We start from the raw sequence: 20850 nt of genomic DNA on the forward strand, positions 1-20850 counted from the left end.
AGTCGTCACCGACGAACAGCATCCGGGTCTCCCGTCTCTCGGCACCAGGTCCGGCAGCCTCCAGGAGATCCACCACGCCCTAATGGTCAAGTGCTCACGCCACGATCAGCGGGCACGACATCCCATCTGTGGTCCGCTCTCYCGACCACCGRCAGGGGCACGGTCTGACCTTAGGACTCGTCCWGCGTCCAGGGSCCTCGAGTGCTCACCTGCTGGCGGCTACCGGAACCGAGCCTGCCTCACGGCTGCCCGGTATGTCCCATTAGGGGCCTGCCAGGCCAGCACGGCGACGCCCTCGTGCAGGTAGCGGTAGCCCACTGAGCGGGACACTCCATGATCGTTGAGGGGCGGGCGGGTCCGCGTGCCGTCACAGAACCAGCGCAGGGCCATCACGGCCTGCTCCAGCGCGGACAGCGTGCGARTGCCGTTACGGGTACCACGACGCTGACGCTCCGCGACCAACAGTCCGGCCAGGCGGAAGACGGTGTGATCGCCGAAGGGYAGCTCGGCGGTGTATGTGAAACTCATGCGGGACGCGGGGTCCTTCGGTGAAGTGATCTGTGGAAGGACACTTCCTACCGAGACCCCGCGCCGCCTTGTCTCCCGGCCCGACCCCACCCGCCAGACCATCACAGTCCGTTACGGCTACCCAGTGCGACGACCCGTTGCCGGGAAAGGCTCATTGACCGCGTCGTGCAACCGCGTTTTCACCGCCAGCTTGTGCGGCTTAGGTCGTATGGCCTGCGCTTCCGCTCGTTCCTGGGCCTCGACATTGCTGGCCGACGACCGCGCTCAGCGCCAGACGTGGCGCAAGCTGTCCCCACACGGGCAGGCACTCCTCGTGCTCGCGCACCTACGCAACGGCGACACCTACGAGCGACTCGCCGAAGGCTTCGGCGTCAGTGTCGGGACGGTCTACAACTACGTGCGCGAGGCCGTCGATCTGCTGGCCACCCGCGGCCGTAGCCGCCTCGCGGCGGTGTGGACGTTCGCGTGGACGCAGAGCAACTTCCTCATCCTCGACGGAACGGTCGTGCGCACCACCCGTGTCCGGGCACACAACAAGCTGTACTACTCGGGCAAGCACAAGTACCACGGCATCAACCTBCAGGGCCTCACCGACCCCTACGGCAGGATGATCTGGATCTCCGAGGGGCTTCCCGGCAGCGTCCACGACCTCACCGCCGCCCGCATGCACGACATCCTCCACGTGATCGACCGCTCGGAGCTCCACCTCTTCGCCGACAAGGGATATGTCGGCGGCGAAGGAGACCACCTCCTCGTTCCGTACAAGAAGCCACCCGGCGGCGACCTGTCCGATCAGCTAAAGGAGATCAACCGTGCCCACGCCGCCACCCGCGCCAGAGGCGAGCGCGGCTTCGCGATCCTGAAGAACTGGCACATCTTCGACCGCTTCCGCGGCTGTCCCCGCCGTGTCGGGAAGTTCGCCCTCGCCGCATTCATTCTCACCGAGGAAGAGATTTAGGAAAGCTAACTTTGAAAAGGCTCAGTGAGCGGCCGAAGGAGGCCACCGACCGTGCCGTGCCCGGGTTCCGGGAGGGCGATCTCATTGAAGATCCACAGTGGCAGGTCGATCCGGTGCGGCCGGCCCGGCCCGTGGCGAGGATGGTGGGGTGCAGCGGGAGCAGCGTCGCGTGCGGGTCCAACGGTTTCGCCGACAGTTTCGGCGTCCCGGGGATCGGGCCGGGGCCGGAACAGGGGCCGGGGACCGGGCGGAGCTGGTCCAGATGCTGCGGGCGGCGCTCGGGGAGCGACCGACCACGGCCGGATCGATGGTCGCCGGCACCGGTGTAGATCATGATCGAGTGGTCCGGCCCATGGTCGACGCCTCGGCCCGGCGCCGGGCCGAGTACTCCTCCGACGCCTCGAACTACCGGGTGCCGCCCGCGGTTGTGGTGTTCCCCCGGGAGGTCGGGGACATCCTGGCGATCGCGGCAGTTTGCCGGTCCACCGCGACCCCGCTGACCACCCGGGGCGCGGGCACCTCCATCGCGGGCAACGCCGTGGGCCCCGGGGTGGTGATGGATCTCAGCCGCCACCTGCACCGCATCATCTCCCTGGACCCGGCCGCCCGCACCGCGAGCGTGCAGCCCGGGGTCATCCTGGACAGCCTCCAGGAGGCGGCCGGCCGGCACGGGCTGCGATTCGGTCCGGATCCCTMCACCCATGCCCGCTGCACCATCGGCGGCATGATCGGCAACAACGCCTGCGGCGCACGGGCGATCGCCTACGGCCGGACCGCCGACAACATCGTCGATCTCGACGTGCTCGACGGCACGGGACGTCGACTACGGGTCGGCCCGGGTGGCTCCGGGCGATCGGGTGGCTCTGGGTATCCGGCAGTCCCCGGGTATCCGGCAGTCCCCGGGCTCGACGACCTCGTCCGGGCCAACCTGGCGGTCCTGCGCACCGAACTCGGCAGGTTCCCCCGCCAGGTCTCCGGCTACTCGCTGGAGCACCTGCTGCCCGAACGCGGCGGCGACCTGGCGAAGGCCCTGGTGGGCTCCGAGGGCACCTGTGTGGTCGTGCTCGGGGCGACCGTCCGCCTCGTCCCCCGGCCGGCCGCGACCGCGATGGTCGTGCTGGGCTATCCGGACATGCCGGCCGCCGCGGACGCCGTGCCGCTGCTGTTCCCGCACGCTCCGCTGGCGGTGGAGGGCATGGACGCGCGCCTGGTCGACATCGTGCGCCGGCACCGGGGACCGCGGGCCGTACCGGAGCTTCCCGCCGGCACCGGCTGGCTGTTCGTCGAGGTCGGTGGGGCGAGCCCGGCGGAGGCGCTCGCGGCCGGCTGGGCGTTGGCGACCGCCGCGGGCACGAGGGCCACCCGGGTGCTGCCCACCGGCCCGCAGACCCGCGCCCTCTGGCGGATCCGCGAGGACGGCGCGGGTCTCGCCGGGCGGAGCGCGGCGGGGGAACCAGCCTGGCCCGGCTGGGAGGACGCGGCCGTGCCGCCGCAGCGCCTGGGAGCCTACCTGCGTGACTTCGAAGACCTGCTGCGCGCGCACCGGATCGACGGGGTGCCGTACGGACACTTCGGGGACGGCTGCGTGCACATCCGGATTGATCTACCGTTGGCGGAGGCCCCGGGGCGCCTGCGCCCGTTCCTGACCGAGGCCGCCGACCTGGTCGCCTCCTACGGCGGCTCGATATCCGGTGAGCACGGGGACGGCCGGGCCCGCGGTGAGCTGCTGGCCAGGATGTACTCGCCGGCCGCGCTCGGCGTCTTCGCCGGTTTCAAGGCCCTGTTCGACCCGGACGATCTTCTCAACCCGGKTGTGCTGGTCCGGCCGAGGCCGATCGACGCCGACCTGCGCCTGCCGGCGGCTCGCCCGCTGCCCACTATCGGCGGATTCGCCTTCACCGCCGACGCGGGGGAGTTCGGGCGGGCCGTCCACCGCTGCGTCGGGCTGGGCACCTGCCGGGCCGACACGCCGGCGGCCGGCGGCTTCATGTGCCCGTCGTACCTCGCGACGCGCGACGAGAAGGATTCCACCCGCGGCCGGGCCAGGGTGCTGCAGGAGATGGCGAACGGCTCGCTGGTCCGCGGAGGTGCCGGGGGCGCCCGGGCCCCGGAGGTGGCCGAGGTGCTCGACCTGTGCCTGTCGTGCAAGGCGTGCGCGCGCGACTGCGCGGCCGGGGTGGACATGGCGACGTACAAGTCCGAGGTGCTGTTCCGCGCCTACCGGCATCGACTCCGGCCGGTCAGCCATTACGTGCTCGGCTGGTTGCCCCGATGGGCCCGGGTCGCCGGGCGGGCRCCACGCCTGGTCAACGCGGTGCTGGCCGGACCGGCGGTGCGACGGCTGCTGCTGCGGATGGGGGGCATGGACGCGCGCCGCGAGGTGCCGGCCTTCGCCAGGCAACCGTTCAGCCGCTGGTGGCGCGAGCACGGCGGCTCGGACCTGGGAAGCGGCTCGGACCTGGGAAACGGGTACCCGGCCGACGGGTACTTGGCTGACGGGCGGCCGGCTGACGGGCAAGCGGCCGACGGGCGGGCGATCCACCGGCGCGAGGCCCACAGCCGGGAGGTGGTGCTGTGGATCGACACGTTCACGGAGGCGTTCTCCCCCGAAGTCGGCCGGGCCGCCGTGGCAGTTCTGGCGGACGCCGGCTACCGGGTGATCGTGCCGCCGGGCCCCGCGTGCTGTGGTCTCACCTGGATCACCACCGGCCAGCTCGACGGTGCGCGCCACCGGTTGCGAGCGACCGTCGACTGCCTCGCGCCGTACGCCCGGGCCGGGACGCCGATCGTCGGCCTGGAACCGTCTTGCACGGCGGTGCTGCGCGGCGACCTCGTCGAGCTGCTCGCGGGCGACCCCGCAGCCGCGCTGGTCGCCGGTGCGGTGCGTACCCTCGCCGAGCTGCTCGCCGACACCATCGGCTGGACTCCGCCGCGTCTCGACGGGGTGCGCGTCCTTGCCCAGCCGCACTGCCACCAGCACGCGGTCATGGGATTCGCCGCCGACCGCGGCCTGCTGGCGGCGGCCGGCGCGGACGTCGACGTCCTCGCTGGCTGCTGCGGCCTGGCCGGCAACTTCGGTATGGAGGCCGGGCACTACGACGTGTCGATGGCGATCGCTGCCCGTACCCTGGGCCCGGCGATCGCCTCGGCTCCCGCGGGCACCGTGCTGCTCGCCGACGGATTCTCCTGCCGGACCCAGGCCGAACACGTCGCCGCCCGGCGCGGGCGGCATCTCGCCGAGTTGCTCGCCGAGCGTCTCGCCGGGCTCAGATCTCCACAGTGACGTCAGAAGCGAAGTCAGATCTCCACGGTGAAGACCGTCGCCGGCAGGCCGTCGCCGTCGTCGGTGACCGCGGCGGGGCCGGCCGGGTTGCCGGCCAGCTCTCCCCGGGGAACGGCGAGTACGACGACGGGATGGTGACGGGCGAGCTTCGCGATCAGTGGCCGGAGCCGGGCGACCTCCACCCGGGTATGGCCGACCTGCACGACTCCCGTCATCCCGCCATCGAGGCGGACGAATCCGTCGGGAACGTGCGACCCGGTGTGCAGGGCGGCCTCGTTTTCGTGCCGCCACTGTCGCTCGCTGATCCAGGCCAGCACCCGCGACCCGCCCACCCCGGCGTTCTCGATCCGCAGCCGGGCGCGGGCGACCATGGCGTGGCGCACGGCCCCCGCCGCGCTCGTCGCCGCCCCGTCGGATTCCAGCTCCATCGAACTGACCAGCCGGGTGCCCTCGGCGGTGAGCCGTACGAGCCGGCCCTGGCCGGCGAGTACGGGATCGGCGGAGGCGACTCCGGCGTTCTCCCAGCGCTTCACGACGGCGCGGGCCGCGTTCTTGGAGATCGGGTGTTCCGGGCCGAGAATCTCCGAGATGTCCGACTCGAAGGCGGCCCGCATATCGAAGATCCATTCGAGGGCGTGGAGATCCCGTTGGTTGAGGCGAACGTGCCCCCTGTCCGCTCTGCTCTTGCGAGGCTGGTCTGACACCGTGCTCCCTGGGGTTTATGGCTGGGAAGTCTATGGGCGCGGGGTTCTGCGGTCGTGACTGTCGTCAACCCGGCCGGGGTGGTTCCACGTGTTGTCGCGATGTACCGCTCCGTGGGGCCGGGACTTGTGGCCCTATGCGGGGATGTTGATCGGTGATTTCTGAATTATAGGGCCGGACGGTACCGGCCAACCGGGTTGCCCGGAAGTGTCAGAAAGCATGCCGGTGGAGTGCGGTGTGGCACGGCGCACCCGGCTTAGCGGGGAGGCCGTGTCTCGGAGTGTTCCTGGTGGTCACCCGCCCCCGCCGGCTGACGACCTGCGGTAATTTTTCGCCCGGCCTTATGACCGTAGGGCCCGGATCGGGCATGGGGTGCCGGTAGATGGCTCGATCCGAGGCTTCTCTTGTTCCGCTGCCTCTGGGGGAAATTCGTTATGATCACCACAGGAATGTGGCCGCGTGAATGTTGCGCTGTATTGTCCGGAATTCGACGGATCGGGATTATCTCGGCGTTGACTCGCGTTTCGCGGGTCTGTGGCCCCGGGGGGATCCGATGACCTCGACCGATCAGGGGGGCAGGACCGATCAAGCGAGTAGGACCGATCAAGCGAGTAGGACCGAGCAGGGGAGCCGGACCGGGCCGGCGGGCAGACCGGACGACCGCACGGGCCTGCTCCGTCTGCCCGTTCTGCCGCATCCCCGCCACCCGCTGGAGCGTCCCGAGCGGACGGGCGGTTCGGCCGCGGAACCGGTCGGTTCCCGGCTGGACGTCGGGCCACAGGTGTCGGTCGTGATACCCACCCGCAACGAGGCGCGCAACGTCGAACCGCTGCTGCGGCGCCTCGACGAGGCGCTGCACGGCCTGTCCGGAGAAGTAATCTTCGTTGACGACTCCGACGACGGAACGCCCGAGGTCATCGCGCGCGTCCGCCCCTCGGTGCGGTTACCGGTACGGGTGCACCACCGGACCCCGGCCCAGCGGGTCGGCGGGCTGGGGGGCGCGGTCAGCGAGGGCTTCGCGCTCTGTGCCGCGCCCTATGCGGTGATCATCGATGGGGACCTCCAGCATCCGCCGGAGACCATCCCGGCGCTGCTCGGCACCGCCGTGGAACATGCCGCCGATGTGGTGATCGGCAGCCGGTACGTGTCCGGCGGCAGCGCATCGGGGCTCGCTGGAAGCATGCGGCACCTGGTCTCGACGGGGTCGAACCGGTTGTGTCGGTGGGTCTTCCCCCGTCGGCTGCGCGGCGTCTCGGACGTGATGAGCGGCTTCTTCCTGGTACGGGTCGCCGTCGTGGACCGGGCCGGCCTGCGACCGGACGGCTACAAGATCCTGCTGGAGCTGCTCGTCGCGTCCGGACGGCTGCGCGTCCGCGAGATCGGGTACGCCTTCGCCGAGCGGCACGCCGGGACCTCCAACGCCTCGCTGACCGAAGGCGCCCGCTTCGCCCGGCGGCTGTTCGCGTTGCGGGTTCCGAAGCCCGCGCGGTTCGCCCTGGTCGGGGCGTCCGGGACGGTGCCGAACCTGCTTGGCACCGCCGTGCTTCACCACGTCGGCTTGCACTACCTGGTCGCGGCGATCGTCGCGACCCAGATCGCCGTCGGCTGGAACTTCCTCGGCTGCGAGCTCCTGGTCTGGGATCGGGAGACGGGTTCCCGGCTGCGTCGCTATCCGGCGTTCGCGCTCATCAACAATCTCGATCTGGTCATTCGGCTGCCACTGCTCGCGGTGCTGGTCGGGCGATGGCATCTCGGCGTCGGCATCTCGACCCTGATGTCCCTGGCCGCCGCGGTGATCGTCCGATACCTGGTGGTGGATCGGCTGGTGTACCGGCGACGGGCGGTGTCTGAGCGGGCGGTGTCTGAGCGGGCGGTGTCTGAGCGGGCGGTGTCTGAGCGGGCGGTGTCTGAGCGGGCGGTGTCGCCGTCCCACGGAAGGCCGTCGGAGGACGGGGTGTCCGGTGCGGTTTCGTAGCCCACCCGCCGGTGACGGCGTACACCTCGGCGCCGGTGGGGTCCTCATCCGGCTGTTCTGTTCCGGGCATGCGCAGCTCCCCGACAGGCGGATCATGCTTGCCGGCGGCACCTTGGCGTATTCCACGCCGACGACGAACTACAAGGGAATGGCGAGGAGCTAATTCGCCGACACCACGGTCGCCGAGTACGTGGCCGACCTCCCGAAGCTCGTCGCGGCGAACTGACCTTCCATCCAGGCCGGGGACCGGACCCGCCGCGGTGTCGCCCGCCCGCGGTGCTCCGTGCCCACCCCTTTCAGGCAGGTACAGGTGACATCCGATTCTGATTCCGAAGTCCCGCGTGCGCGGGCGCTCCCCCGCGGCGCGCGTCGGCATGCCCATGCGCACCGAGATCCCCGCGTGCCCCGACGCTCACCTCGGCTGTGGATGGTAGCGGCCGCGGGGTGGTGGGCCGCGGGGTGGGGGGCCGCCCTGCACACCACGTCGGCCCTCGTGTTGTCCGCGTTGGTCGGTCTGGACGGGAGCATGTCTTACCTCTTGCCCGGCGCACTCGCGGTCGTCCTGCCTCGGATGTTCGGCCGGGGTGGCCGGGGCCGGCGGATCCCGTGGCTCGCCCGGCTCGCGTGCGAGTCGGGCGGCTGGTACGTCTACATGTTCGCCGGTTCGCCGGACATCAGGCTGGTCTCGTACGGCGGTCCGCGCCTGGGCCAGCCGTTCGCCGTGGTACTGGGCGCGGTGGCGGCGGTGACCGGCGGCCTGGTCCTGTCCGGTCGGCTCCGGGCGCGGACCCGCGGGTCGATCCCCGGCGCCAGCCGCCGGCGGCGCTGGGTGTGGGCGCTGGTCAGCGTGCCCCTCGCGGTGACGCTGGGGGTGCGTGCGGCCGAGCATCACCACGTCGTGCTACTCGCCGCATGGACGATCGTCTCGTTGCTGATGCTGCTGGTCGCCAGCCTGACCCTCGTGCGCGGCCAGTACAGCTGGCAGCGTCCCGAGCGGGTGCATCACGTGGACCTGACCGGCAACCTCGCGCCCCGCAACCGCTTCTCCCTCATCGTCCCCGCCCGCGACGAGCCGGTGCTCGGGCGGACCCTGACCCAGATCCTTGCCGGCGACTACCCCGGCGACCTGGTGGAACTGGTCGTGATGGTGTCGTATGACGAGGTCGACCAGGAGACCCGACGGGTCGCCGAGGAGATCGCCGGCCGGCATTCCAACGTGCGGGTCGTCGCGCCCGAAGGCAGCCGGCGTAGTAAACCCCTGTCCCTGGAGGACGCCCGCCGGCACTGCACCGGCGACCTGGTCGGCGTCGTCGACGCGGAGTCCCTGCTCGCCGGGGGACTCCTGCGTTACGTGAACACGCTGGCCCTGCGCCACGCCGACGTCGGCATCTTTCAGGGCGGCGTGCAGCTCATGAACGCGCGTGCCACGGCGTGGCGGCGCGCCGCGGACCACTCACCGATACGGGCGTTCCTCCACTGGTTGGACGCGGGCACCTCCTGGTGGCGGGCCCGCAACTGCCTCGAATACTACATCTGGTTCATGTCGCGGCTGCGTTTCCAGGCGCGCGCGCGTTTCATCCCACTCGGCGGCAACACGGTGTTCATTCGGCGAACGGTGCTGGAAAGGCTCGGTGGGTGGGACGTCTCCTGCCTCACCGAGGACTGTGACCTCGGGGTGCGGGCTTCGGCCGCCGGAATCCCGACCGCGGTCTTCTACCATCCGGATCTGACGACCCGGGAGGAGACCCCGGAAAGCCTCACGAAACTCATCATCCAGCGCACCCGCTGGATGATGGGGTTCATGCAGGTCCTCTTCAAGGGGGACTGGCGGGCGCTGCCGGGAGCACGTCAGCGCATCATGGCGGTGGAGATGCTCACGATGCCGTTCTTCCAGGCACTCGCCGGCGTCCTGCTGCCGGTGTCGCTGGTCCTCACGTTGTTTCTGGCGGCGCCGACCGGTCTGGTCATCGTCTTCTGGCTTCCGTTCGGTGCGACCGTCATGACGGTTTTCTCCGAGCAGGCGGCGTTCCGCGAGTTCGCCGAGGCGTACGGGCTCGATCTGCGTCGCTGGGACAGCGTGCGGCTCGTGCTCTGCGCCCCGCTGTACCAGCTCGCGCTCTCCGCCGCCGCGGTGCGCGCCACGGCCCGGTTGCTGCGTGGCCGGGTCGAGTGGGAGAAGACCTCCCACTCCGGGGCCCACCACAGCACCGGCTCCGGCCGCTTCGAGCTGGAGGCGGYGTCGTGACCGCACCCGACGCCGCGAACCCGTACCCCCGACCGCTCGGCCCGCAGACCGCCGTGACCTGGATCGCAGCCCGGGCCGGGGAGCTCACCGGCCGACTGGTCGGCTGGGTCGGCGTCCGCCGCCGCAGCCTGCTCCTGCTCGCCGTGCTCCTGACGGTGGTGGCGGTGCTGCACGGTTACAATTTCGACGGCTGGCCGGGCCGCGTCACCGACGACGAGGGCACGTATGCCGCCCAGGCTTATTCGATGCAGTACTGGAACCGGATCGCGCATTACACGTACTGGTATGACCATCCGTTCGGCGGATGGCTGTTGATTGCCATCTACACGAAGATCACTGATGGTTTCAACCGGGCGCCGACGGCGGTCACCGCGGCCCGCGAGCTCATGTTCGGCGTGCATCTGGTGAGCTGCGTGCTGCTGTACCGGTTCGGCCGGCTCCTCGGCCTACGACGGTTCTTCGCCGGCCTGGCCCTGCTCGTCTTCTCGCTTTCACCGCTCGCCCTGTGGTATCAGCGGATGGCGTTCCTCGACAACATCGCCGTGATGTGGCTGCTCGCCGCCCTGGTGTGCGCGGCGTCGCCGCGACGCAGTGTCGCGGCGGCGGCGTTCGCCGGGATCTTCATGGCCTTCGCGTTCTGGTCGAAGGAAACCGTCCTGCTCTTCCTCCCGGGGTTGTACGTACTGCTCCGGCAGAATCGTGATCCTCGTAACTGGCGATTCGTGCGGCGCAACTTCATGGGCTGCCTGATCGGCGTGTGCGGCATCTACATCCTGTATGCGGCCGCGAAGAACGAGCTGTTCGAGGGGCCCGGCCACGTCTCGCTGGAATGGGCGATCAGATGGCAGCTGTTCGACCGGGCCCCGAGCGGCAGCGTGCTCGACACCGGCAGTGACACCTACCATGTCGTGCGGTCCTGGCTCGATCTCGATCCCTACCTGGTCCTCGCCGGTATTGCGGCCGCGKTTCCCCTGCTCGCCCTGCGGCGGCTGYGGGTCGTCGCCGGACTACTGCTGCTGCAGTTTGCCTTCGTCTTCCGCAACGGCTACCTGCCCAACCCCTACGTCACCGCGATGCTCCCGTTCGCCGCGTTGTGCGTGGCAGGGTTGCTCGACGCCGTCCTGCCGAGTGGAGCACGGCCGCGACGCGGTCCGCCGCGTCATGCCGGGCCGGGGTCGGGGCCCGGGGCGGGGGTGGGGGCGACCGCGGCCATGATCGTCAATGGCCTGCGCTGCCTCGTGGTCCTGGTGGCCCTGTCCGTGGCCGCCGCGACGGTGATCCCGGACTGGACACCGAAAATTCGCACCGCGCTCACCCAGGACGCGAGTGCCCCGAGCCGGGAGGCGACCCGATGGTTCCTCGCGAACGTTCCCCCGGAGGGCATCGTYATCACCGACGACATCGCCTGGACCGACCTCACGATCGCCGGGCGCCGGCCGCTGCCGGTGTGGTTCTACAAGCTGGACCTCGACCCTCAGGTGCGCGGCCGGTTCCCCCACGGCTGGCGTGATGTCGACTACCTGATGATGGGCAAGCCCCCCGACTCGGTGCTCGCTGAGGTCCCGCTCGTCGCCGAGGCGCTCCGGCACTCGGTGGTCCTCAAGTCGTTCGGCGATGGAGAGATCGAGATTCGCCGGGTCATCGTCCCGGACTGCCGCGGCCGGCCTGACCGGTGCTGAACCCGTGACATCTTCCCCTCCAGCTGACCGGCCGTGGACTGACGACGCGTCCGATGGGCCAGGTCGACGGAAACCCGATCTTCACCATCGACTTCGACTTCGTCGGTCATGAGCTGGTCGTCCAGCGCCTGGACGGCGAGAGGATCTCATTTCCCCTGGTCGCGCAGTCGGTAGCGTCGTTCTACCGCCGCACCTTCGACGCGCTGGCGGCGCTCGGCATCAAGATCCGCCTTGACCATCCGCATCCGTGCCGTCCTCCCGCTCGCGGCCCTCGAGCGCGGCCCGGACCGGCGGGCCGGCGTTCTCGACTTCGACGACAGCGCCTACCGGGCCGGGGCCTACCGGGCGGGTAGGGACATCGAGCGGTTCGCCTGCCCCCACGGCGTCACCGACCCTGTCCTCGCCTCCGGGCACTGACATCGACGGGCCACCCGGCAAGATCGGGGGGTGACCAGGTCCACGTCGGACGGGCGGCGAGGCATCTCATAGGTTCGCCGTATGCACAGCCTCACCCGGGACGAAGYCCTCGCCCGCGCCGGCCTGGYCCGCGTCGATGGCTACGAGATCGAGCTYGACCTGACCGCGGCTCGCACGTCGACGGAGTTCGGCTCGACGACCAGGGTGCGCTTCAGCCTCCGTCCCCCCACGGACGGCTCCCTCGCCACGGACGGCTCCCTCGCCACGGACGGCTCCCTCGCCACGGCCGGCTCGTCGGCGGACGGCGAACCGGCACCGGCGACGTTCGTCGAGCTCAAACCGGTATCCATCCAGCAACTGTGGCTCAACGGCCAGCCGCTGGACCCCTCCGCCGTCGACGGCAACCGGCTCCCCCTCGCGACGCTGCACGCGACGAACGAGCTCGTGGTGACGGCCACGATGAGGTACTCGAACACCGGCGAGGGGCTGCACCGGTTCACCGACCCGGAGGACGGCGAGGTCTACCTGTATGCGCAGACCTTCCTCGACGACGCCCAGCGGATGTTCGCCTGCTTCGACCAGCCCGATCTCAAGGCGCCGGTGCGCCTGAGCGTGGCCGCACCCCCCGACTGGACGGTGCGGGCGAACGGTGCCGGGAAGCAGGCCTCGCCGGGGCGGTGGGAGTTCACCGAGACGGCACCCCTGGCGACCTACTTCGTGACGGTGGTCGCGGGGCCGTACCACCTCGTCGAGGACTTCCACGACGGCATCCCGCTCGGGCTGCTCTGCCGCCGCTCACTCGCGCCGTACCTCGACGCCGACGCGGCGGAGATCTTCGGCGTCACCCGGGCCTGCCTGGACCGCTACCACGAGCTGTTCGCGAGCCGGTACCCGTTCGGGACCTACGATCAGGCGTTCGTGCCCGAGTTCAATGCCGGCGCGATGGAAAACCCGKGGTGCGTGACCTTCCGGGACGAGTTCGTGTTCCGCTCGGCGGTGACCGAGGCCGAACGGGAGCTGCGTGCCGTCGTCATCGCCCACGAGATGGCCCACATGTGGTTCGGTGATCTGGTCACCATGCGCTGGTGGGACGACCTGTGGCTGAACGAGTCGTTCGCCGAGTACATGGGCTATCGGGTGACCGCCGAGGCGACGCGGTTCACCGGGGCGTGGACCAGCTTCGCCGTCGGTCGCAAGAGCTGGGGCTACGCCGCCGACCAGCGGCCGTCGACGCACCCGGTGGCCCCGGCCGACGTCCCCGACACCGCACTCGCCCTGCTGAACTTTGACGGCATCTCCTACGCCAAGGGAGCGTCGGCCCTGCGGCAGCTGGTCGCCTGGGTGGGCGACGGCGCCTTCCTGACCGGGCTGCGGACGTACTTCGCCCAGCACGCCTTCGCCAACGCGTCCCTGGCCGACCTGCTCGCCGCGCTGACCACGGCGAGCGGCCGGGACCTCGCCGGCTGGGCCGAGGTGTGGCTGCGCCACGCACAGGTCAACACGCTGCGCCCCGAGATCACGATCGGCTCCGACGGCCGCCTCGCCCAGGTCGCAGTGGTCCAGACGGCACCGCCGACGCACCCGACGCTGCGTCCGCACCGCATCGGCATCGGCGTCTACGGCCCGGCGGAGCAGACCGAGCCGATGGAGCCGACCAATCCGACGGAGCCGACCAATCCGACGGAGCCGACCGGGCCGATCGTGCTGCTCCGCCGGGTGGAGGTGGACATCGATCCGGYGGCGCCGGGCGGGCGCACCGGGATCGCGTCACTGGTCGGGAGCGAGGCGGGACGCCTGCTGCTGGTCAACGACGGCGACCTGACCTACGCCAAGATCCGTTTCGTCCCGGCCGACCTCGCCGCTTTGCCCACTGTCCTGCCGCGGACGGCCGATCCGCTTGCCAGGGCGATCATCTGGGCGGCCGCGGCCGACGCGACCCGGGACGCCGAATGGCCCGCCGCCGACTATCTGACGCTCGCCGCGGGTGCGCTGCCCCGGGAGACCGAGATCGCCGTCTTCGAGGACGCCCTGCGTTTCGCCCGGGCCACCGTGCTGAACCGCTATCTCGCGCCGTCGGCGCGACCGGCGGCGGCGCAGGCGCTCCACGCCGCCTGCGCGCGGGCCTTCGCGGCCGCAGCACCGGGAGGCGGTCATCAGCTCTCCGCCGCCCGCGGGGTCATCGGGTGTAGCGGACCGGCGCAGGCGGGAACGCTGGCGGCGTGGCTCGCCGGGACGGACGTGCCGGCCGGACTGGTCATCGACCCGGAACTACGCTGGACTCTGCTGCACCGGCTGGTCGTACTCGGGCGGGCCGGGGAGGGGGAGATCGCGGCCGAGAGCCGGCGTGATCGCAGCGCCCGGGCCGCCGAGCATGCGGCGCGGGCCCGCGCCGCCGTTGCCGATCCCGAGGCGAAAGCCCGGGCCTGGCGGATGATCGTGGACGACGACACGATGTCCGCCCGGCTGGTCGCCGCGACGGCCGAGGGTTTCTGGCAGCCCGAGCAGGCGGATCTCACCGACGGGTACGTCTCCCGCTACTTCGAGCAGATGCCGGCGATGGCGGCCCGGCGATCCCCGCACGCCGCCCGGCAGATCGCCACCCACGCCTATCCGCAGTTCGCCGTGTCCGTGGGGACGGTGCGGGAGGCGGACGCCCTGCTGGCCCGCGACCGTCTCGACCCGCTCCTGCGCCGCGTCGTCGTCGACGCGACCGACGAACTCCGCCGAGCGGTGCGGGCCCGTCTCCGCCCCTGACGCCGGGCCCGTCTCCGGCCCTGACGCCGGCCCTGCTCCAACCCACCCGTTATCCGGCCGGCGGCATCGTCATTCCACTGACGATGTCATCTCGCCGACGGCTCTGGACGCGCCCGCGCTCTTTCCGGCATAGTTCGCGCAGCAAGGGTGTCTCAGGGGACGGGGGGCGGTATGGCAGCCGGCACGGACMGGGCCGAACGGCAGACGAGTGCGGGTGYGGCATTAGGCGTTACTTTGTTGGTCGGTGCCGCCGTCGCGGTGTCGACCGGTGTGTACGCGAGGGTTCACGAACCGGCCGGGCGGCCGCTGTTCACCCTCGGTTTCTCTGGYATGCTGCCGATGAAGGCGTGGCTGACGACGGCCGCCGCCGTTCTGCTATTCGTTCAGCTGGCCACGGCACTGTGGATGTGGGGACGGCTGCCCGGCGCGGGCCCGGCGCCGAGCTGGGCCGGTCCGCTGCACCGATGGAGCGGGACGACCGCGTTCGTCCTCACCCTGCCGGTGGCCTTCCACTGCATCTGGGCGCTGGGCTTTGCCAGCGATGGCACCCGGGTGCTTCTCCACAGCCTCCTGGGTTGCGCCTTTTACGGGGCCTACGYGGCAAAGATGATCAGCCTACGGACTAGCGGGTTACCGGGGTGGGTACTGCCCGTCCTCGGCTCGACGGTTCTCGTTTCCCTGGTCGCAATCTGGTTGACGGCTTCACTGTGGTTTTTCACCCGGTCCGGTATTCCGCACGTCTGAACAGGATCCCGAGGAAAAAGTCATGACGCAGGAAGCACCGACGCGGCGCCTCGTGGTCCCCGGCATCGCGGTCACCGTCGCCGCGGGTGCCGTCGGGTATGTCGTCGCCAGCAGCAGCGACGCGGCCGATCCGAAACCACGGCAGGCAACCGCGGGCGGGACCCGCGCGGGTGGCGACGGTTCGGGCGCGGGTAACGGCGGTGGCCAGGCCGGCGGCGCGGCGCCCCTCGCCCKGGTCGACGAGGTGCCTGCCGACGGCGGTCTCATCCTCGGCGACGCCGGCCTGGTGCTCACGAGGAATGCCGCCGGCACGATCCAGGGTTTCTCCACCGTCTGCACCCATCAGGGCTGCTCGGTGAACGCGATCGCGAAGGGCCGCATCCTCTGCCCGTGCCACGGCAGCGCCTTCGACACCCGTACCGGGGAACCCGTCGCGGGGCCGGCGAAACAGCCGCTGCCGCCGGTCGCCGTCACCGTCCGCGACAACGCGATCTTCCCCGCCTGACCCCCGCGCCCCGATCGCCCGGATCTCGGCAGGAGCCGGATCCTCCCAGGAGGAGAAACAGTGGACCCGACAGGGCTGCGGATCACCGTCCCGTCCGGCCAGAGCGTGCTGTCCGCCGACCGCAGTCACGTCGTCGGCCGGGGCCGTGACTGCGATGTCGTCATCGCGGACGGCCGGGTGTCTCGGCGTCACGTCCTGCTGGAGCCCCGCGGCGATGCCGGGTGGCTCGCCCGGGACGTCAGTTCCAACGGCATCTGGGTGGACGGCGCCCGGACCGGCAGCATCGCCCTGAACGACGGCGAGGTGCAGGTGCACCTCGGCGCGGCGAACGGGCCGACGGTCGTCCTGGCCCCGGTCAGTCCCACGCCGCGGCGCCCGCCCGCCGCGCCCGACGACCCGGACGTCGGGAATCTGGCGACCATGCTGGCCGGCCAGGGCGGCCAGGGCCGCATCGATCCCAGCCCCGTCCCGGCGGGGGCGGACTCCGCCCAGGTTCCGGCCCAGCGTCACGCCGGCCACTCGCCCGTGGCGAGCTGGCTGCGCGCTCTGCCCACCCTCGTGTGGCTCGCCGCGGTCGGCTTCACCCTCGGCGCGTTGCTCGCGCTGTCCTGAGCTCCGGCCGGCCCTCCGGCCGGCCAGGCACTCACCCATCGCGGCCAGGCACTCACCCATCGGTCGTGGACCCGGACGGCAAGCCCGTCCAGACCGGTAGGGGTGGCGTGGGGTAGCGGGGACGGCTGGGGTAGCGGGGACGGCTGGGGTAGCGGGGACGGCTGGGGTAGCGGGGACGGCTGGGGTAGCGGGGACGGCAGCGGGGACAGCAGGATGTGGCCACGAGCCGGAGCCGGGCCGCGGGCGGCTGTGGGCCGGATCCGGGCGGGTGGGCCTTGAGCACGACGTCACCGTGGCGCACGATCAGCCGTTCACCGTGGTGCGACAGCACGACGGGAGTCTCCCGGCCGCCCGGTCGGAGCCGGCGGGCGAGATCCGCCATGCCCGTCAGCAGAGCGGCGTGCGKGGCGGCGTCGCCAGTCAGCGTGGTCGTCACGAGGCCGATGCCTTCACCGCGTCGGCTTGCGTAGCCGCCAGATGCATTCGGAGGGCCAGCGGCGCGCCCATGCCTTGTCGCCGCGTTCGGGCTGGGCGGGTGCCGGTTCCTCGCTGTGACTGTCGGATGCCGGCGGTGCCGGGCGGGGTTCCAGAAGATCTTCGATGACGAGGTCGTTGTCCCGGAAGAGCCTGATCCAGGTGCCGTAGGGAAGGTTGGCGCTGACCAGGCCGTCGGCCTCGGCCAGCAAACGCAGCCCGAAGTAGTCGCRGGTCAGGCGACTGCCAGGGGCGTCCCGGCCCGGCGCCACGGTGATCTCGTAGATCGGGCTGACGTGGCTGAAGGCGAGCAGGCCGCCGGGGCGCAGCACGCGTGCGGCTTCCGGCACGGCCCGGAAGGGGTCCGCGAAGGAGAAGGCGCCGTGGTCGGCGAAGACGATGTCGAACGAGTCGTCGGCGAAGGGCACCGCCTCAGCACTCGCCTGGATCAGGGGGAAGGACAGCCCGGTCTCCGCGGCGAGCTGTCTGCTGTGGTGCAGCTGCCGTTCGGAGAGGTCCAAGCCGATCGGTCGGCCCCCCCGCCGGACCAGCGCGCTCGACCACTGGCCGCCCCCGCAGCCCATCTCCAGGATGTCCCGTCYGGTGACCTCACCGAGCACGCCGAGCCGTGATTCCGGAACGGCCCATAGCCCCCAGGAGATGTCGCCGGTGAACACCTGCCGGCGGATCTGCGGGGCGTTCAGTCGCTGGTAGTCGTCAGAGATCTCGTTCCAGCGGGCACGGTTGGTCCGTACGTGGGCAGCATTATTGATCATCCATCCCTCGTCCTTCTCCGGGTGGCCACGGACTGCGCGCCGATCGCGGTGCCGGGACAGRCCACCGCGGCACGACGGCCTGCCTGCCTCGACGAATCAGTCGGTCATCGTATGAGACCAGCAGGAGCGCTCCTGCGCTCGCCGTTGGCGAGGCACACGGCCGCTTCGACGAGGTCGCGGTCGTCCAGTCGCTCCCGCCGCTCACCATGGCGCCGGCCCGGGGGTCAAAATGTAGGCAAAGTAGCCGGACGAGTGATGGATGGGATGAGTACGGTGCGCCTGTCTCCCGGATGACGCCCTGGTGGTGGATGCGTCTGGACAGGCTGTGATGGAGCGTGCACCCTTGATCGCGTGGCGAGACAACGAAAAAGATCCAGTCGGTATTTTCGGCCGCCCGACGAGCGGCTCAGCCTAGGCCTGATGACCTGCTCGTCCTGCAACGGCACGCAGTATCAGACGCGCCCGCAGGCGGAATCGGACGAGGACGGTCTTTTCGACGGTGACGCCAACATCAAGTGTCGGGAATGCGGTGGAACCGGAAAGGTTCCCCTGCCATGAAGAAATCGATGCCCGTTCAGGCCGACTTCTTGTACCTGCGGTGTCCGGAACATCGGGGACGGCGTCCCCGCCAGGGGCTGAAGACGATGGCGCGGCCGGGGACACCGTGCCCGCGGTGTCGCATGGTCCGCGCCGCGGACCTCGAACGCGAGGGCTGTCCGGAGCTTCCTGCGGACGAGCCGGATGGCGGAGGGGGGACGCCGCCGTCACGCTGACAGGCGTCCCCCAGGTGATCTTCGATGCCGGGATAGGCCCTCGGCGGTAGGTCAGTCCTGGGGCTGGGCGACGACCACCGCCGTGCGGGTGCCGTCCTTGACCGTCGCGCCCACCCGGACCGTCGCCCCCGGGTGGAGGTCGGAGACCTTCGCGGCGTCCCCGTCGATCCGCAACCGGGTATCGGCGTTGATCACATAGGTGCCGACGTAGCCGTCCTCACTGGTGACCGTCAGGGAGGTGGGGCTCACCGCGGTCACCTTCCCGCGTTGCCCCGCCACTACCTGGAAGCCCTTGCCGGTTTTGACCGTTGCCTCACCGTGTACGCCGCCGCCGGCCCAGATGCCGCCATGGGGACGCAGCCCGTCGTGGGAACGCAGCCGGGCCTCGGCGAGTCGCGGATGGTCGCCCAGGAACGTGTGGTCGGCTGGGGTGGCTGCTGCGCTGGCAGTCCGGTCCGAGGCAGCGGATGCGGCTGTCCCGCCGAACCCGAGCCCGACCCCCAACCCGAGCCCAAGCAGACCCGCTGCGGCGACCCCAGCACCCCATCGTCCGGTCAGGAAGCTGCGCATCTGTGTCGTCCTTCCGCGTCGCGTCACTACGCCGCGAACCGGTCGTCGGCCCTGAGCGGCGGCGATCGGCCGGGCGCCGCGCGCCACGGCGGCACGCGGTCGGAGCCCACGATGCGACAGCGAGATGTGAGCAACATGCGAGCGTGGTGCGAACCACGTGGAAGGCCGGATCCGCGCTACGCGCTAGACCCGGGACGGTTGCCGGCTGTCCTCGCCCTTGCCCTCGCCCTTGGCCTGCGGCTGCATCGGCACGATCGTCCGGGCCCCCGTCCAGGACGGCGCCTCCTGACTCGCGTGCGGGGGCAGGGAGGGCGCGAAGTCCGTTCCGAGGCGTTGGACCGCGACCCGGGCGAAGATCTGCTGCTCGGTGACGGTACGTTCCGACCGGCCCCGGCCGATGAAGCTCACCGTCCAGTGAAGCAGGGTGGTCAGCCGGTGCTTGAACCCGATGATGTAGACGAGGTGCACGGCCAGCCAGACGAGCCAGGCGAAGAAGCCGCTGAACTGCACCTTGCCAATGCTCGCCACCGCGCTGAACCGCGAGATGGTGGCCATGCTGCCCTTGTCATGGTATTCGAACGGCCGGCCCGTCTGCTTGCCGGCGACCCAGGCCTGGATCTCCTTGGCGGCGTGCCGGCCGCCCTGGATCGCGACCTGCGCCACGCCGGGCAGCCGGTTGAGGCTCGCCATGTCCCCGATGACGAACACCTCCGGATGACCCGGCAGGGTCAGGTCGGGCAGCACCTCGATGCGGCCGGCGCGGTCGAGCCCCGCACCGGTCTGCTCGGCGAGCTGTCGGCCCAGCGGGCTCGCGGCAACGCCGGCGGCCCAGACCTTGCAGACCGAGTCGATGCGCCGGCGGGTGCCGTCGCTGTCCTCGACGTCGATGCCGGTCGCGTCGACATTGACGACCTTGGCGCCCAGCTGCACATCGACGCCGATCTTGGTCAGCTTGTCGGCCGCCTTCGCGCCGAGCCGCTCGCCGAACGGCGGCAGGACGGCGGGTGCGGCGTCCAGCAGGATGACTCGGGCCTTGGCGGGGTCGATGCTGCGGAAGTCCCGCCGCAGGGTCCGGCGCGAGAGTTCCGCGATCTGCCCGGCCATCTCCACGCCGGTGGGGCCCGCCCCGACGACGACAAAGGTCAGCAACCGCTCCACGTCCGCGGGATCGGTGGACGCCTCGGCGAGCTCGAACATCCCGAAGATCCGGCCGCGCAGCTCGAGCGCGTCGTCGATGCTCTTCATGCCCGGGGCGTGCGTGGCGAAATGGTCGTTGCCAAAGTACGACTGGCCCGCGCCCGCGGCGACGACGAGGCTGTCGTAGTGGTGCACGGTCGTGCGACCCAGCAACTGGGACGTGACCGTTCTTGCGTTCACGTCGATGGTGGTCACCTCGCCGAGGACGACCTGCGCGTTGTCCTGCCGGCTCAGTACCTCACGGGTGGTCGGGGCGATCTCGCCCTCGGACAGGATACCCGTCGCCACCTGGTAGAGCAGCGGCTGGAACAGATGGTGCGTCGTCTTCGCGACGAGAGTGACCTCGACCGGTGCTTTGCGGAGGGCCTGCGCGGTGAACAGACCTCCGAAGCCAGACCCGATGATCACTACTCGGTGCGGGGAGGTGCTTCGCTCCTCGAGCCGTTCCGGTTCGCCGGCCTGCCCTGTCTGGGCGCTGTCCGTGGTCACGATCCTTCTCCGCTCAGCCTCTTGACTCCGGCGGTGCCCCTTGGCGCCGCGAAGACCATATACCTGATGGTGCCGGCCCCCGGCTACTATTTTCCGCCGTATATCCGAGATGGGATCGTGTTTATCGTCACCTCCTGTCGCCGGATAGCATCGACGGGACATGTGGCAT

At 70.7% G+C, this 20850-nt stretch carries 16 protein-coding genes and 3 pseudogenes; 13 read left to right on the forward strand and 6 right to left on the reverse strand.

Going from position 1 to position 20850, the window contains the following annotated elements:
* Positions 1 to 228: 228 nt before the first annotated feature.
* Positions 229 to 528 (reverse strand): annotated as a pseudogene (locus CcI156_RS16155) (IS5/IS1182 family transposase); the annotation flags it as partial.
* Positions 529 to 736: 208 nt separating this feature from the next.
* Here CcI156_RS16155 and CcI156_RS16160 point away from each other — a divergent pair.
* From CcI156_RS16160 to CcI156_RS16165, 3 genes and pseudogenes are all read left to right on the forward strand, one after another.
* Positions 737 to 1486, forward strand: a complete 750-nt coding sequence (locus CcI156_RS16160; RefSeq protein ID WP_011435413.1) for an IS5/IS1182 family transposase — start codon at positions 737 to 739, stop codon at positions 1484 to 1486.
* Positions 1447 to 1578, forward strand: a pseudogene (locus CcI156_RS27825) (IS30 family transposase); the annotation flags it as partial. The gene CcI156_RS16160 and the pseudogene CcI156_RS27825, both read left to right, overlap by 40 nt.
* 170 nt (positions 1579 to 1748) lie before the next feature.
* The gene (locus tag CcI156_RS16165) at positions 1749 to 4769 is read left to right on the forward strand and encodes an FAD-binding and (Fe-S)-binding domain-containing protein (protein ID WP_076806652.1); all 3021 of its coding nucleotides are present in this window, start codon (positions 1749 to 1751) and stop codon (positions 4767 to 4769) included.
* Between the two features lie 14 nt (positions 4770 to 4783).
* Here the strand turns inward: CcI156_RS16165 and CcI156_RS16170 are convergent, their stop codons facing one another.
* A complete protein-coding gene (locus CcI156_RS16170; RefSeq protein WP_011435415.1) occupies positions 4784 to 5473 on the reverse strand; it encodes a hypothetical protein in 690 nt (229 codons plus the stop codon).
* Positions 5474 to 6024: 551 nt separating this feature from the next.
* On the opposite strand from CcI156_RS16170, the gene CcI156_RS16175 reads away from it, so the two are divergent.
* The 10 genes and pseudogenes from CcI156_RS16175 to CcI156_RS16210 all read left to right on the forward strand — a co-directional run bounded on the left by CcI156_RS16175 (position 6025) and on the right by CcI156_RS16210 (position 16402).
* Positions 6025 to 7446 carry a glycosyltransferase family 2 protein gene (locus CcI156_RS16175; protein ID WP_023841310.1) on the forward strand — a complete coding sequence of 474 codons (1422 nt, stop codon included), beginning with the start codon at positions 6025 to 6027 and terminating at the stop codon, positions 7444 to 7446.
* Positions 7433 to 7609, forward strand: coding sequence for a hypothetical protein (locus CcI156_RS25745; RefSeq protein WP_023841309.1), 177 nt, complete (start codon positions 7433 to 7435; stop codon positions 7607 to 7609). Before CcI156_RS16175 ends, CcI156_RS25745 begins: the two co-directional genes overlap by 14 nt.
* 363 nt (positions 7610 to 7972) lie before the next feature.
* The gene (locus CcI156_RS16180; RefSeq protein ID WP_254847464.1) at positions 7973 to 9691 is read left to right on the forward strand and encodes a glycosyltransferase family 2 protein; all 1719 of its coding nucleotides are present in this window, start codon (positions 7973 to 7975) and stop codon (positions 9689 to 9691) included.
* Positions 9688 to 11370 carry a glycosyltransferase family 39 protein gene (locus tag CcI156_RS16185; RefSeq protein ID WP_076806591.1) on the forward strand — a complete coding sequence of 561 codons (1683 nt, stop codon included), beginning with the start codon at positions 9688 to 9690 and terminating at the stop codon, positions 11368 to 11370. The genes CcI156_RS16180 and CcI156_RS16185 overlap by 4 nt, the downstream gene beginning before the upstream one ends.
* Positions 11371 to 11423: 53 nt before the next feature.
* Positions 11424 to 11561 (forward strand): annotated as a pseudogene (locus CcI156_RS27040) (DUF5996 family protein); the annotation flags it as partial.
* Between the two features lie 40 nt (positions 11562 to 11601).
* Positions 11602 to 11787, forward strand: a complete 186-nt coding sequence (locus tag CcI156_RS25750; protein WP_035730953.1) for a hypothetical protein — start codon at positions 11602 to 11604, stop codon at positions 11785 to 11787.
* Positions 11788 to 11868: 81 nt separating this feature from the next.
* Positions 11869 to 14541 carry an aminopeptidase N gene (pepN, locus tag CcI156_RS16195; RefSeq protein ID WP_076806593.1) on the forward strand — a complete coding sequence of 891 codons (2673 nt, stop codon included), beginning with the start codon at positions 11869 to 11871 and terminating at the stop codon, positions 14539 to 14541.
* A gap of 171 nt (positions 14542 to 14712) precedes the next feature.
* On the forward strand, positions 14713 to 15285 hold the full coding sequence (locus CcI156_RS16200) for a DUF6529 family protein (RefSeq protein WP_076806595.1): 573 nt from the start codon (positions 14713 to 14715) through the stop codon (positions 15283 to 15285).
* Positions 15286 to 15307: 22 nt separating this feature from the next.
* On the forward strand, positions 15308 to 15790 hold the full coding sequence (locus CcI156_RS16205) for a Rieske (2Fe-2S) protein (RefSeq protein WP_076806597.1): 483 nt from the start codon (positions 15308 to 15310) through the stop codon (positions 15788 to 15790).
* Positions 15791 to 15850: 60 nt separating this feature from the next.
* Positions 15851 to 16402 carry an FHA domain-containing protein gene (locus CcI156_RS16210; RefSeq protein ID WP_011435423.1) on the forward strand — a complete coding sequence of 184 codons (552 nt, stop codon included), beginning with the start codon at positions 15851 to 15853 and terminating at the stop codon, positions 16400 to 16402.
* Positions 16403 to 16454: 52 nt separating this feature from the next.
* Here CcI156_RS16210 and CcI156_RS16215 read toward each other — a convergent pair whose 3' ends face one another.
* From CcI156_RS16215 to CcI156_RS16230, 4 genes are all read right to left on the reverse strand, one after another.
* Positions 16455 to 16838, reverse strand: coding sequence for a hypothetical protein (locus CcI156_RS16215; protein ID WP_076806601.1), 384 nt, complete (start codon positions 16836 to 16838; stop codon positions 16455 to 16457).
* A 13-nt stretch (positions 16839 to 16851) separates the two neighbouring features.
* Entirely contained in the window at positions 16852 to 17652 is an 801-nt protein-coding gene (locus tag CcI156_RS16220) for a class I SAM-dependent methyltransferase (protein ID WP_076806603.1), read from the reverse strand.
* A gap of 824 nt (positions 17653 to 18476) precedes the next feature.
* A complete protein-coding gene (locus tag CcI156_RS16225; protein WP_011435426.1) occupies positions 18477 to 18995 on the reverse strand; it encodes a DUF5666 domain-containing protein in 519 nt (172 codons plus the stop codon).
* Between the two features lie 183 nt (positions 18996 to 19178).
* A complete protein-coding gene (locus tag CcI156_RS16230; RefSeq protein WP_011435427.1) occupies positions 19179 to 20681 on the reverse strand; it encodes an NAD(P)/FAD-dependent oxidoreductase in 1503 nt (500 codons plus the stop codon).
* Positions 20682 to 20850 lie beyond the last annotated feature (169 nt).

The organism is Frankia sp. CcI156, from assembly GCF_001983015.1.
GTDB lineage: Bacteria > Actinomycetota > Actinomycetes > Frankiales > Frankiaceae > Frankia > Frankia casuarinae.